At 65.4% G+C, this 12774-nt stretch carries 15 protein-coding genes; 8 read left to right on the top strand and 7 right to left on the bottom strand.

Annotated elements, in window-relative coordinates:
- From ACX80M_RS17090 to ACX80M_RS17115, 6 genes are all read right to left on the bottom strand, one after another.
- A partial coding sequence (locus ACX80M_RS17090) for an NAD-dependent epimerase/dehydratase family protein (RefSeq protein WP_459310030.1) occupies positions 1-343 on the bottom strand: 343 nt, incomplete at its 3' end.
- Positions 340-930: an adenylate kinase gene (locus ACX80M_RS17095; protein WP_252600276.1), complete on the bottom strand. Its 591-nt coding sequence runs from the start codon at positions 928-930 to the stop codon at positions 340-342. The genes ACX80M_RS17090 and ACX80M_RS17095, both read right to left, overlap by 4 nt.
- 144 nt (positions 931-1074) lie before the next feature.
- Positions 1075-2382, bottom strand: a complete 1308-nt coding sequence (locus tag ACX80M_RS17100; protein ID WP_459310031.1) for an Ig-like domain-containing protein — start codon at positions 2380-2382, stop codon at positions 1075-1077.
- Complete coding sequence (locus ACX80M_RS17105) at positions 2379-2891, bottom strand: hypothetical protein (protein ID WP_252600274.1); 513 nt, start codon at positions 2889-2891, stop codon at positions 2379-2381. Before ACX80M_RS17105 ends, ACX80M_RS17100 begins: the two co-directional genes overlap by 4 nt.
- A gap of 1 nt (position 2892) precedes the next feature.
- On the bottom strand, positions 2893-3735 hold the full coding sequence (locus ACX80M_RS17110; RefSeq protein ID WP_252600273.1) for a hypothetical protein: 843 nt from the start codon (positions 3733-3735) through the stop codon (positions 2893-2895).
- A 93-nt stretch (positions 3736-3828) separates the two neighbouring features.
- Positions 3829-4287 carry a hypothetical protein gene (locus ACX80M_RS17115; protein ID WP_252600272.1) on the bottom strand — a complete coding sequence of 153 codons (459 nt, stop codon included), beginning with the start codon at positions 4285-4287 and terminating at the stop codon, positions 3829-3831.
- Between the two features lie 540 nt (positions 4288-4827).
- Between ACX80M_RS17115 and ACX80M_RS17120 the strand changes: the two genes are divergently transcribed.
- The 4 genes from ACX80M_RS17120 to ACX80M_RS17135 all read left to right on the top strand — a co-directional run bounded on the left by ACX80M_RS17120 (position 4828) and on the right by ACX80M_RS17135 (position 8288).
- On the top strand, positions 4828-5571 hold the full coding sequence (locus tag ACX80M_RS17120; protein ID WP_252600349.1) for an ANTAR domain-containing protein: 744 nt from the start codon (positions 4828-4830) through the stop codon (positions 5569-5571).
- Positions 5572-5704: 133 nt separating this feature from the next.
- Positions 5705-6202, top strand: a complete 498-nt coding sequence (locus ACX80M_RS17125) for a response regulator transcription factor (protein ID WP_252600271.1) — start codon at positions 5705-5707, stop codon at positions 6200-6202.
- Entirely contained in the window at positions 6199-7179 is a 981-nt protein-coding gene (locus tag ACX80M_RS17130) for a phosphodiester glycosidase family protein (RefSeq protein WP_252614692.1), read from the top strand. Before ACX80M_RS17125 ends, ACX80M_RS17130 begins: the two co-directional genes overlap by 4 nt.
- Before the next feature lie 8 nt (positions 7180-7187).
- A complete protein-coding gene (locus ACX80M_RS17135) occupies positions 7188-8288 on the top strand; it encodes a bifunctional glycosyltransferase family 2/GtrA family protein (protein WP_252600269.1) in 1101 nt (366 codons plus the stop codon).
- Positions 8289-8327: 39 nt separating this feature from the next.
- On the opposite strand, the gene ACX80M_RS17140 is transcribed toward ACX80M_RS17135, so the two are convergent.
- Positions 8328-8909, bottom strand: coding sequence for a lytic transglycosylase domain-containing protein (locus ACX80M_RS17140; RefSeq protein ID WP_308216184.1), 582 nt, complete (start codon positions 8907-8909; stop codon positions 8328-8330).
- 349 nt (positions 8910-9258) lie between these two features.
- On the opposite strand from ACX80M_RS17140, the gene ACX80M_RS17145 reads away from it, so the two are divergent.
- From ACX80M_RS17145 to ACX80M_RS17160, 4 genes are all read left to right on the top strand, one after another.
- Positions 9259-9984 carry a DUF4956 domain-containing protein gene (locus tag ACX80M_RS17145; RefSeq protein ID WP_252600267.1) on the top strand — a complete coding sequence of 242 codons (726 nt, stop codon included), beginning with the start codon at positions 9259-9261 and terminating at the stop codon, positions 9982-9984.
- Complete coding sequence (locus tag ACX80M_RS17150; RefSeq protein WP_252600266.1) at positions 9981-10769, top strand: polyphosphate polymerase domain-containing protein; 789 nt, start codon at positions 9981-9983, stop codon at positions 10767-10769. Before ACX80M_RS17145 ends, ACX80M_RS17150 begins: the two co-directional genes overlap by 4 nt.
- A gap of 33 nt (positions 10770-10802) precedes the next feature.
- On the top strand, positions 10803-12260 hold the full coding sequence (locus ACX80M_RS17155; protein WP_252600265.1) for a carbohydrate-binding domain-containing protein: 1458 nt from the start codon (positions 10803-10805) through the stop codon (positions 12258-12260).
- 217 nt (positions 12261-12477) lie between these two features.
- The gene (locus ACX80M_RS17160) at positions 12478-12675 is read left to right on the top strand and encodes a hypothetical protein (RefSeq protein WP_058931260.1); all 198 of its coding nucleotides are present in this window, start codon (positions 12478-12480) and stop codon (positions 12673-12675) included.
- Positions 12676-12774: the final 99 nt, after the last annotated feature.

The raw sequence follows: 12774 nt of genomic DNA on the forward strand, positions 1-12774 counted from the left end.
TCTCACTGGAGGCGTAAACCACCTTCTTGATGCCGGCCCGGCGCGCCGCCTGGAAGACGTTGTAGGTCGAGAGCATGTTGTTCTCGAAGGTGGCGGCATCCGGGATGATGCCAGGCGCCGGAATGGCTCCCAGATGGACGATTGCGTCGAAGCCGTCATGCCGGTCGTCGAGACCCAGGAACACGTCAAGGACCTGGCCATAGTTGCGCAGGTCCACGATTGCCAACCCGCGGTGCCGCTCCCCCGCCCGGTCCAGGTTCAGCACCTGGTGGCCGTCGTCGGTCAGCCTGCGGACCACATGCCGTCCCAGTTTTCCGCTGCCGCCGGTCACTGCAATTCTCATGGGGACACCCGGGCGGCCAGGAACTTTTCGACGGCGGCAATGGCACTTGTAGTGATGGCACTTGGGTCCCCGCTGCCATCCACCGAAACAACCATGCCCCGGCCGGCGTAGACCGCCACGACCTCGTGGGTTTCGCGGTGGTAGAGGTCAAGCCGGTGCCGGAACACTTCGATGGTGTCGTCCTTCCGGCCTTGTTCCTTGGCCCGCCGCAGCATCCGTTGCTCCAGTTCGGAATCCGGTGCGCGGAGTTCCACCACGGCGTCGAGGCGGTGGCCCTGGGACGCCAGTATGTTGTCCAGTTCCATGATCTGGGGAGCTGTCCTGGGGTATCCGTCCAGCAGGAAACCGGGCTGCAGATCGGCGTCGAGGAGCCGGTCCTTGACCAGGGCGTTGGTGAGATGGTCCGGGACAAAAGCGCCGTCGTCGAGATACTTGGCGGCCTCTACGCCCAGCGGCGTCTCGTGGCTGACGTTGATCCGGAAGATTTCGCCCGTGGATACGTTCGGAATGCTGAAGTGCTTGGCGATATGCACCGCTTGGGTGCCTTTCCCTGAGCCCGGCGGCCCGATGATGAGCAGTCTGGTCATGTTCCTGTCCCTCCACGGCATCCTTGCCGGCTGGTCTCGGGTCCACTGTCGGCAGCGCCAACTTGTGCTTCATTCTGCCCACAAGTCGCAGCACAACACCAGCCTCCGGGAAGGGAGCCGGAGGCTGGCGCTGGATTGGGGGGTCTAGAAGCGGGATTTGGCCAGCGGCACAGCGCCTACAGCTTGGTTTCCGGTCAGGTCGGTAACGCCGGTTGGTGGTGCCACCATTGGCTGGCCCTCTGCGGCCGCGAGCGTCGCCTGACTTCCGCTTGTCAGCTTCCCCAACGTCAGAGTCAGCGTTTTCTCTGTTCCGTTCCATGCAATCGATGAAACATTGCTGCCGCTACCGCCGAAAACAAGAGGTGCAGTGGCGGTGTACACGCCGTCCAAGGACACGCTCCCAATGCGCAGAGGTGAACATCCGGCCGCAGTCACTGTAAGAACCTTCGCAGCGCTGATTTGAATGCTGACTACATCGTTGCCGTTGATCGTGTAGCTCGCCGAATTGTTTTGCCATGCACTACAGATCGACGACGCGTTCATCGTCTCAGAGTAGGTGAGGACTAGTTTGTCTCCTGGATCGGCGATGCCAACCTTGTTCTTGTTCGCATCCGGGCCGTTGCTCAGACTGACCTTCGCTGTCGGAATCAAGTCCTTGGTAGACGTTGCCGTTCTTGGGTCACTGACGTTGCCTGCGGCATCAGTGGCAACTGCCGTGTAAGTAACGATTCCGTCCGTCAGCGTCGAGAGATTGACGCTCGTCGTCTGACTGGAGCCATCCGCCGTCAGCACGTACGAGACCGTCTGCCGTGTAGCAACAGGCAGAGCATCAGTAATAGTGACCGTTACCGATGAACCCGGCTCAGCCGTAACGCTGACCGGAACCTCAGTCACGTTGGCATTATTTACTATTGCCGGAGCGCTGATCAAGGGTGCGTCCGGCTTCGTCGTATCAGCAACGAAGACTCCCACACTGCGGGCAGACTCCGGCCCCGCCCATGAGCCGAGCAAAGGTGTAACCGTGTAATACCAGGTTCCGGCAGGCAAGGCAGCTTCGCTGCAGCTCAGCGTGGTGATGGGCGTGGTAACTGTTCCCGCGCAGGTTCCGCCGGCGGCAACCTTGGCGCCGGTCGCCGCCGAGTAGCGCGCAACGGTGTAACCGGAGACAGCCCGGCCCGCCGTCGTCGAGCGAGTCAACCAACCAACGGACGCGGCACCCGCCGAGGCGGATGCTGTGGGCGCAGCCAATTCCTGGAGAGAGTCAGCCTTAGCTCCGACAGAGGTGCTGCTCAGCGTCTGCCAATAGGCGTTGGCCGCCGGGGCGCCCCAGGAAATGACGAGGGCTACAGCCGTAACGCCGGCAATGCGGGCCTGGCGATTCGGGCGGAGCAGTCGTGGCCTGGTTTCGACAGGCTCAACCACCGGCCGCCTGGGAGGGATGAGTCGGCTCATTTCCGTGCCTCCAAAGTGACGGGCAGACTGAACGTGGCGCCCTGGCAGCCTGACAACGACGCCGTGGACATGGCGGCGGCGCCCTGCAGGGTGATGAGCACGGACGAGTTCGCCGGAATACTCACTGTGGGGGCCAGCGGGGCCGCAGGATCAACGAACGTCACTCCGGTGCCAGTGGCGGGGCAGCCGGTGGGGTCGCCGACCGCCGTCGCGGCCCCATCGCCGCGGATGGCGTAGACCCGCACGGCATAACCGTTGGGGTTGTGCGCCCGGACGGCAACATCGGCGGTGCCGCCCGGGGCAAGGGTGTTCTGCGGGCTGTCGCCCGCCACGAGGGCCTCTACGGTGACGGTTGCCATGGTGCCGTTGGTGGCGGCGCCGGATCCGGCACCCACCGTGGCCCAGTAGGCGTACGCTCCGCCCACGCCCGTGGCGAGGCAGAGGGTGACGGTTGCTGCTGCAGTCTTGGCAGCCAGCCGTCGGGAGGTGGTTTTCGTTGTGCGTGTCATGTCAGTTCCCCTCTCCTGCTCCGGAGTAGGAGAGCTGGAGGGTTGCGCCCTTGCAGCCGTCCTGGTTCAGCGCCGTGTCCAGCATGGCGATTTGGGGCCACTGTGCCGAATCCTGGTTGAGCTCCTGGAGCGATTTGGACCCCACAGGAACCGTGAGCGGATAGGCCCCGCTGTAGTTGGTCACCGCGTAGTCCGCCGTTGTACAGGGGAGCCCCGCCGCAACGGCAGCCCGGGTCCGGGTGATCCCGGCAATGGTCACCGACAGGCTGGACAGTGCCAGGCTCTTGTTGTTGGGGTTGGAGAAGGAAAGATTCAGCGCAATCTTGGCGCCCGGCGTGAGCGGCTCACCGAGGTTTCCGGAAATACTGAAGGTTTTTTTGGACGACTGGACGTACAGCTGGACCACGACGCCGGCGGCTTGGCTGGCGCCGGCCGCGGTGGCGATGGTCAGGTCCGCTTTGCCGTCCGGAGTGGTGGCCGACGTCGCCACCGTCAGCGTCACGGTAGCCGTTTTGCCCGACGCGAGCGTCACCGACGCCGGTGCGAAGGCCGCCGTCGTACTGGCCGGCAGGCCCGAAACAGTGGGGGTGACGCTGCCGCTGAATCCGTTGGTGGAGGTCAGGGACACCGAATAGTTGACCGGGTCGCCCCGGTCAACCGTCCGGCTGGAGGGATTCACCTGGATGGTGACGCCCTTTGTGTTGTTGCCCTGGCTCCCGCCCTGGCTGGCCGCGAAGATAGTGCCCGCAGAAACGAGCATCACTACAAGACCCACCAGCAGCACCTTCGCTACGGTGGTGGTTCTTCGCATGACTGTGCGGAAGTACCCAGAATCATTCTGCACGTTCAGCCCTTCTGGCCTGTTCTTAATTGAGTGGGAGGAGGTGGAATTCGCCGGCGGAGAGGTTCTGCTCCTCCCCGCCGGCGAAGACTATTGTTAGAGGCTGTCAACGGTGATGGTGACGATGGCGCCCTTGCAGGCCTCCTGGTCGGTATCGGGAAGATCAGTGAAGTCCAGCCGTCCGGTGCCCACTGTGGTCCCCGACGAGTGGGCTGCCACGAGCGCGTCGTCAGTTACGGCGGTGACGGGGAACCAGACGGCAAGGCAGCCTTCTTTGTCCGTGGTCACGGTAGCGGTCAACTCCCCCACCCTGGTGCTGGTGTTCGGGTCGGCGTTGTCCGCCGTGTACGTCACCGTGCGGAAGTCTCCGGGCGTCAGTCCGCGGTCGAACGCAGCGTGCAGGGTCACCGTGCCGCCGCCTGCCGAGTTGGCAGCGTATCCTGAGCCGTCGCCGGTGGTGGTCCAGTAGGCGTAGGCGGCCCCGCCGCCGCCGGCTACCAGTGCCAGGGCACCGGCTGCTGCCAGGATCTTGTTCTTCTTGGTCATTTTGCGCATGAGAGAGACTCCTTTGGGCTGGGGGTAAAGACAGATGCTGAGACGCACAGCCATCGGGAACCACTAAGGGACCTTGCTTCCGGCTGATCGATGACGCCCATACTTCCCGGCCTCATTGGTCCCAACAACGCGTAGCAGTACTGGACTTTTGCAGACCTCCTCGGCCACGATCTCTTGGATGAGGGGCAGGGTACTCAGTTTTGGTCGACGAGGCGTGAGGTGTCCGATGCGCAAGGACTCTTCGTGCGGGCGCTCGGGAACCCGCCGCATTCCATGTAGTTTCAAGCCCAGAGGCCTCACTGCCGGATCCTCCGGCGGTGCCACCAGCACGGTAAGCAAGTAGTACTTGAGTCCTCCCCGGCCTGGCCGCCTTGTGGAGCTTCCCAAGCTCTGGCCTGTATATACTTCTGGATATCGGTTTAGCAGCAGGCCGTTGGACAGTTCGTCGATCCAGCGACCGTCGCCACCCTTTTGCCACTACGGCAGGGTTATGCGGAGGGTTACCGGTTCGTTTGACCTGAGCGAATGGCACTAAGAACCGTGGCCAGCGAGTCAACAGCAAAAACAGCTACATCAATCACCGACCACCTCCACGAAGAACTCCTCAACAGCTCCGACGTGGAGGAGTTCCTGGATGAGCTTGCCCGGGTGTCGGCCCGCACCCTTTCCGAACCCGGCGACGAAGTGCTGTGCGGCATCACTCTCCTGCGTCAGCGCAAGGCGGCCACCATTGCCAGCAGCGGCGCCGCTGCCCGCGCTGTCAGCCAGATTGAATGTCAGTCCGAGCAAAGCCCGGGCATGGCTGCCTCGCTGGAACAGGTGACGGTCCATGTTCCTGACGTGAAAGACGAAGCGCGCTGGCCCGAATACTGCGAAGCCGTCCTGGACCAAGGCATCCGGTCAGTCCTGGCCATCCCGTTTCGGCTGGAGGGGGAAACCAAAGCCACCCTGCTCCTCTACTCCCACCGGACCTCCCGCTTCGAACGCCGCGTCCTGAAAGCTGCGGAGGATTTCGTCCGCCAGACCTCCCTGGCCCTGCGGCTTGCGGTGCGTTTCGCGCATTACAGCGAGACTGCGGCGCATCTGCGTGCCACCCTCGAATCACGCACGGTGATCGACATGGCGGTGGGCATTATCATGGCCCAGAACCGGTGCAGCCAGCAGGACGCGTTCGAGCTCCTCAAAGCGGCGTCCAGCACCCGTAATTCCAAGCTGCATATCGTCGCCGCGGCCGTGGTGAGTGCGCTGGGCCAGGGGCCGGCCCGGACCCACTACGACGGCTGAACCCGGCCCCACCGCCGGCGGCCAGCGATGTGACGGCTAAGACGACCGGCGGGCGGTTTGCGGAATATGTCATTGTGACGTTTCCACCCCACCGGCCCCGTACACTGGTGGCAAAGCTGGCTGAGGGGCTTTCATGGAAACAAAACGCATCTGTCTTGTCATCGAGGACAACGACGACATCCGCGGTCTCATCACGGTGGTCCTGACCCGCGCAGGCTTTTCCGTGCGTTCGGTGGCCAACGGCGCCGAAGGAATTGCCGCGGCCGCGGAACCCTCGGTTTCTCTGATCACCCTGGACTTAGGCCTGCCGGACATGGACGGGCACGTCGTAGCCCGGGCAATCCGTGCGTTAAGCACCGCTCCCCTGCTGTTCCTCACGGCCAGGTCCGAGGAGGACGACATCCTGGCCGGAATGGCCTCCGGCGCTGCCGCCTACCTGACCAAGCCGTTCCACCCCAAGGAACTGCAGGAGCTCGCACTGCAGCTCTGCCCGGCGGATGCCCCCGCCCGCCAGAAGCCGACGCCAGAAGCCGACGCCACAACGGCAGCCGTAAGCCGCCCGCCTCCGCTACTCCCAGCCCAGCACCGGCAAATCGAAGCGTTAGCTTGGCTGCCTACAAATGAGGCATGACTCCTCTCAAGAACAAACCACGCAAGGGCAGCCGCGTCCGGCGCGCCGTCGTCGCCGGGGCCGTGGCCCTGACGCTTTCGGCAGGCGGTGCCACGACCTGGGCCCTAGACCGTTTTGTGGTCCAGCACGTGGAAATCTCGGACGTCTCCGCGTACCAGGCCAGCCAAGCGGGAACCAGCCAAAGCACGACGGCGGCCACCACCACTGATTCCAGCGCCACCGCCGTCACCACGGACACGTCCTACGCGTCGGACAGCTCGAACATCAGCATCTCCACGGTGACCACCGGCAGCGGCGACAGCACCGTCACCTACTACGTTGCCAACGTCGTGCTTGACGATGCCACCACCCTCCAGTCAGCCTTCGCCAACAACAGCTTCGGCGAGAACATCACCGAAACCACGTCCACCATCGCCGAGGCCAACAACGCGGTCTTCGCCATCAACGGCGACTACTACGGCTTCCGCGACACCGGCATCGTGATCCGCAACGGCGTGGTGTTCCGCGACGACGGCGCCCGCCAGGGCCTGGCCTTCTACCGCGACGGCACCGTCAGGGTCTACGACGAAACGGCCACCACCGCCGAGCAGCTGCTGGCCGACGGCGTCTGGAACACCCTCTCCTTCGGACCGTCCCTGCTGGACAACGGCGAAGTGGCCGGGGGCGTCGAGGACGTGGAGGTGGACACCAACTTCGGCAACCACTCCATCCAGGGCGAACAGCCACGCACCGCCGTCGGCATCACCGACGAGAACCACCTGGTGTTTGTGGTGGTGGACGGCCGCAGCCCCGGTTACAGCTCCGGCGTCACCATGACCGGGCTGGCGGAAATCATGCAGGGCCTTGGCGCCACCACCGCGTACAACCTCGACGGCGGCGGCTCGTCCACCATGTACTTCAACGGCGAACTGGTCAACAACCCGCTGGGCGAAAACAAGGAACGCGGCACCTCCGACATCCTCTACATCGCGCGGTAGGGCCCGCCATGATCATCCTGATCCCGGCCTACGAGCCGGACCAGCAGCTACCGGCCCTGATCCGTTCCATCCGCGACGCCGAGCCGTGGGCCACCGTGGTGGTGGTTGATGACGGCAGCGGGCCGGAGTACAAGGCCGTGTTCGACGGCGTCAAGGCACTCGGGTGCCACGTCATCGGGTATTCCCGCAACCGGGGAAAGGGCTTCGCGCTGAAGACCGGGTTCGGGTTCATCGCCGACCACCTCCCGGACCGGAACGTGGTGTGTGCTGACAGCGACGGCCAGCACACCATCGTGGACATTTTTCGGGTTGCGGCAGCGGTGCAGCCCGGCTCTCCCGCCATGGTGCTGGGGACCCTGAACTTCACCGGCAACGTCCCGGCCCGCAGCAAATTCGGCAACAGCGCCACCCGGCTGCTGTTCAGGCTGGCCACCGGCGAGTGCATTCCCGACACCCAGACAGGCCTCCGCGGCTACCCGGCTGCCATGCTCCCGTGGCTGCGGTCCGTCCGTGGTGAGCGCTATGAATACGAACTGAACCTCCTGCTGGAAGCCAAACAGTCCGGCTATGTGATCACCACCGTGGACATCGCCACGGTCTATCTGGACCATAATTCGGGGTCCCATTTCCGGCCGGTGGCGGACTCGGTCCGCATCTATGCGCCGCTGCTGAAGTTCCTGGCGTCCTCCTTCACCGCGTTTCTCGTGGACACCGTGATGTTCCTGCTCCTGACTCTGGTGACCGACTCCCTACTGCTGGCCGTGGTGGGGGCCCGGGCCGTGAGCTCGACGGTGAACTTCCTGGTCAACCGCGGGGTGGTGTTCCAGCACGGCCGGGACAGGCCCGCGGCCGCTGCCGGCCTGCGCTATTTCAGCCTGGTTCTTGTTCTCCTGGCCGCCAACTACGGCCTCATCTCTGCCCAGGACTCGCTCTCCGTGGCGGCACTTCCGGCGAAGATCCTGGCTGAAATCGCACTCCTGGCCGTCAGTTACGTGGTGCAGCAGCGCTTTCTCTTTTCCCGGCGCACGGCCAGGGGCACCGCACGGGAGGCTGAGGATCAGGCTCTGGACCTGAGCCGCGGCCACCACCCCGGGACGTTGCGCCGGTAGTCGAGGTACTGCGCGCGAGAGGGCAGCAGCCGCGTTGCCTTAGCCGGTGGTGCCCGTCTTCTCGGCATAGGAAGTGGCCTGGTGGCGCACCTGGTCCACGTAGGAATCGGACTGGTTGTAGGAGTAGATGGCCTTAGTCCAGCCGTTCGCGGCGGTGAGGTCGCGGCCATGGGCGCATAAGTAACCGGCCGCGCTGAGGGCGGCGTCGTCGATGTTGAAGGGATCCGCATTTCCATCGCCGTTCCCGTCAAGTCCCGCAAGCTCCCAGGTGGAGGGGATGAACTGCATGGGTCCAACGGCGCGGTCCCAGCGAGCGTCGCCATCTAGGACGCCGTCGTCTGTATCAGCGATGGCTGCAAATCCGTTGCCGTCCAGGCTCGGGCCGACAATTGGTCCACTCGCCTGCCCCGCGGGAGTCAGTCTTCCGCCGCCGTAAGCTCCGTGGGCGGATTCGATGAAGCCGATCGCCGCCACCGTATTCCAGCCGATCCCACACGTCGGAGCGGAATGATTGGCCGCGCTGGCCGCACCCACGTAGGCCCGAAGCGCGCGGGCGGGTATGCCGGTTTGTGCGGCAGCCAGGATGAGCCACTCAGCGTCCGCGTTCCGAGTGATATTCACGGCAGTTGTAAGGCCGGTGGAGGACGTGTCGAATTTCGCCTCCGACCGTGGCGGAGGAGGAAGAGCCCCGCGGGCGGGCGCGCCGGACTGCCCGAGCGCCCAGAACGACACCGCGGTGATTACGCAAATCGCGAACACACAGAAAACCGCAAGGCGTTTGAGTTGGAGCACGGGTTTGATCCTATCGATCGAAATCCGCCAGGAGGAACGGCGGCTGCATGACGCCCGGAAAACAGCAGTGGAGCGCCCAGCCGGCACTCATATTCGGACCTAGGTTCCGTCACAGCACCCGCACAGTATCGCCCGGGATCGTAGAGAACAGCCCACCAACAGATTCCGGAGAATCCCGATGACTTCCCTCATTTTCATCGCCGCAGATCTCGCGGCCATCAGCATCCTCACGTTCGTCCTCTACCTCCGCCGCCACCGCCGCCGCGACCTGGTGGTCTCGTACCTGGGCATGAACGTGGGCGTCCTGGCCGTGGCCACTGCACTGTCCGGCTCCGCGGCCGGGCTTGGCCTGGGACTTGGCCTCTTCGGCGTCCTGTCCATCATCCGGCTCCGCTCCACCGAGCTGGCCCAGCACGAAGTGGCCTACTACTTCTCGGCCCTGGCGCTCGGCCTGATCGCGGGCCTCGGCATCGAGCCCATCTGGCTCACCGCCTCGCTGATGGGCCTGATCCTGCTGGTGATGTTCGTCGGCGACCACCCCCGAGTCCTGCCCGCCCACCGGCACCAGACAGTCATCCTGGACCGGGCACTGGCGGAGGACGGCGAACTGTACGCACGGCTCGAGGAAGTCCTGCAGGGCAAGGTCCACTCCGCCACTGTCCAGGAACTTGACCTGGTCAACGACAAGACCATCGTGGACGTCCGCTACGCCTACAACCCCCGCATCGTCCAGCCGGCAATTCACGCCACCATCTCAGCCATCACGACGGCGGCACCCCGGCACGCAGTACCGGCACCTCCGGTGATGCTCCCGACAGAGGAAACAGCGCCGACGTCGTCCACTCCCGTCCACGCTCCCGTCCATGCTGCCGACCCCGTCCACGCCTCGGCAGGTGCGGCATGAGCGCCCCCGCAGGCGCCGGCGTCGTCAGCAGCCTCAGCGGACTGCCGGCCGTGGGGCTGGACGAACTGAACGCCGAAGCCGCGCTGCAGACCCGGGTGGACCGCAAGTACGTGGTCCCCGAGGCGCTGGCGCAGCAGCTCCTGGCCACGTTCGACGCCGAGGTCCGGGTCCTGGAGATGGACGGCTCCCGCTGCTTCGCCTATGACTCCGTGTACTTCGATACCGCGCAGCTGGACAGCTACCTCCTTGCCGCCCACGGCCGGCGGCGCCGGTACAAGGTCCGCACCAGGACGTATGTGGACAGCGCCATCAGCTTCCTGGAGGTCAAAACCGAAGGCGCCCGCGAAGCCACCGTCAAGGAACGCATCCCCTACGAGCTCACGGACCGCGCCCGGCTGACGGCGGAAGGCCTGGACTACGTCCACGAAACCCTCGCCGCCGCGGTGGGCGGAGCGCCCGCCGGACCCCTCGGACCGGTCCTCGAAACCCGCTACCACCGCACCACGCTCTACCTCCCGGAATCCGGCAGCCGGGCCACCATCGATACCAACGTCACCTGGCACCGGCCCGGCGAGCAGGCGTGGGTCCTGGACGGGGCAGTGATCCTGGAAACCAAGTCCGGCTCGGCGCCCAGTCCGCTGGACCGGCATCTCTGGGCCCACGGGGTCCGCCCATCACGGATCTCGAAGTTCGCCACCGGCATGGCCGCTCTCTGCCCGGACCTCCCGGCCAACCGCTGGAACCGCACCCTCCGCCGCACCATGACCCTCCGCCCCGCCGCCTGACCCGACTCCCCCATTTTTTCGAAGGAACACACCATGAACCGCTTCCGCACCGCATTGTCCGTCACCGCCCTCGCCCTCGCCATTGGGCTGGCCGGCTGCTCCGCCGCCGGCACCGCTGCCGGCACCGGCACCAGCACCTCCAAATCGTCCACGACGTCCGGCACCGCACAGGCCGCGGTTTCCCTGGACACCCTCGCCGCCGACACCCACTACGACGCCGACGACCTCACCTGGGATGCGGCCGCCGAAGTAGCCGTGACCCTGGCGGACGGCGCCAGCAAAGTAGCCTCCGGGACGTCGTCGGACGCTGTAAAGGTCGACGGCGACACCGTCACCATCAGCGCGGCCGGCACGTACCGCCTGAGCGGGTCGCTGTCCGACGGCCAGGTGGTGGTGGCCGCCGGCGAGGAAGACGTGGTGCGCATCATCCTCGACGGCGCCGACATCTCCAGCTCCACCGGCTCGCCGTTTGTGGTGCAAAGCGCCAACGAGGCCATCGTGTTCCTGGAGGACGGCACAGCCAACTCCCTGAGCGACGCCTCCACGTATGCGGACACCGCCGAGGACGCCCCGAACGCTGCGCTCGACTCGCAGGCGGATCTGACCATCGCCGGCACCGGCTCGCTGAGCGTGGACGGCAACTTCAACGACGGCATCTCCTCCAAGGACGGGCTTGTGCTGGCCTCCGGCAACGTCACCGTGAACGCCACCGACGACGGCATCGTGGGCAAGGACTACGCAGTCCTGCTCGACGGCGCCTACCAGGTCACCGCAGGCGACGACGGTTTCAAGTCGGACAACGAGGAGGACGAAGGCCGCGGCTGGGTCCTCATCAACGGCGGCACCCTGAACGTCAGCGCGGTAGACGACGGCGTGAACGCCTCGGGCGGGGCCTCCACCTCTGCCGCCTCCGGAGGCGGGATGGGCGGGGGCGGCGGCGAGATGGCCGTAGGCGACTACACGGTGGACATCACCGGCGGCTCGCTGACCATCAACGCGCAGGGCGACGGCCTGGACTCCAACGGCAACGCCAGCATCTCCGGCGGCACCGTGGTGGTCAACGGCCCCACCAACTCCGGCAACGGGGCGCTGGACGTCAACGGCGAGCTGACCGTCACCGGCGGCACCGTGGCGGCGGCCGGCAGCGTGGGCATGGTGGTCACCCCGGGCACTTCCTCGACGCAGTCCGGCGTGCAGGTCACGCTCGGCTCGACCGTTCCGGCGGGCACCGTAGTGCAGATCGCCGATTCCGCGGGCAACGTGGTCAGTGCGTTCGTGACCACCAAAACCACTGCGTCCTTGGTGTTCTCCTCCGCCGCGATCACTGAGGGCGAGACGTACACCGTCTACACAGGCGGCACGGCCACGGTCAGCGCCGGGGTGGGCGAAGGTTCCCTGGACGGCGCCGATCAGGTGGGCACCGTGACGGCCGGCGGGTACACCGCATCCGAGGGCCTGGGCGGCGGAGGCGGCTTCGGCGCCCGCCACTAACCGCCCCCCACCCCATTCAGACGCTCTCTCACTTAACGCAGGTTTTTGACCAACGCTCTCTCACTTTTTTCAAGAAAGTGAGCGAGCGTTGCGAATTAAGTGGCGTTAGGTGAGAGAGCGTCCGGGGGTGGGGAGGGGGCCGCGTTTTTTGGGTCCTGTGAGCTTTCCGGTTATCGGCGCATACTTGAACGCACAGGCCACGCCGTGGGAGGACACCATGAAGTTTCTCGGAGCACTGATTGTCATCTGGCTGATCATCGGAGGAATCGCCGCCTGGCAGCGCGGCTATTTCGGCGGGGCTCCAGGGTCCTGCGCCGCGGCGGGAACGGTGGCCGTGACCATCGTCGCCGGGCCCTTGAACTACCTGGGGGTCAACCCGCAGATCAACTGCGAGCTGCCCCAACCCACCCAGTAGCGCCACATCCTTGGTGGCCCGGCGGGCGGTCCCTAGAGTAGGGAATGCCGGGCGCTGGCTTTTGCTTGCGCCCGAAACTGATCCCGAAGCTTCGAAAGG

Source organism: Pseudarthrobacter sp. MDT1-22 (genome assembly GCF_054511035.1).

Coding starts and splice junctions, on each gene's coding strand:
- ACX80M_RS17095 (WP_252600276.1), bottom strand. CDS start 930: ATGACCAGACTGCTCATCATCGGGCCGCCGGGCTCAGGGAAAGGCACC.
- ACX80M_RS17100 (WP_459310031.1), bottom strand. CDS start 2,382: ATGAGCCGACTCATCCCTCCCAGGCGGCCGGTGGTTGAGCCTGTCGAA.
- ACX80M_RS17105 (WP_252600274.1), bottom strand. CDS start 2,891: ATGACACGCACAACGAAAACCACCTCCCGACGGCTGGCTGCCAAGACT.
- ACX80M_RS17115 (WP_252600272.1), bottom strand. CDS start 4,287: ATGCGCAAAATGACCAAGAAGAACAAGATCCTGGCAGCAGCCGGTGCC.
- ACX80M_RS17125 (WP_252600271.1), top strand. CDS start 5,705: ATGGAAACAAAACGCATCTGTCTTGTCATCGAGGACAACGACGACATC.
- ACX80M_RS17130 (WP_252614692.1), top strand. CDS start 6,199: ATGACTCCTCTCAAGAACAAACCACGCAAGGGCAGCCGCGTCCGGCGC.
- ACX80M_RS17135 (WP_252600269.1), top strand. CDS start 7,188: ATGATCATCCTGATCCCGGCCTACGAGCCGGACCAGCAGCTACCGGCC.
- ACX80M_RS17145 (WP_252600267.1), top strand. CDS start 9,259: ATGACTTCCCTCATTTTCATCGCCGCAGATCTCGCGGCCATCAGCATC.
- ACX80M_RS17150 (WP_252600266.1), top strand. CDS start 9,981: ATGAGCGCCCCCGCAGGCGCCGGCGTCGTCAGCAGCCTCAGCGGACTG.
- ACX80M_RS17155 (WP_252600265.1), top strand. CDS start 10,803: ATGAACCGCTTCCGCACCGCATTGTCCGTCACCGCCCTCGCCCTCGCC.
- ACX80M_RS17160 (WP_058931260.1), top strand. CDS start 12,478: ATGAAGTTTCTCGGAGCACTGATTGTCATCTGGCTGATCATCGGAGGA.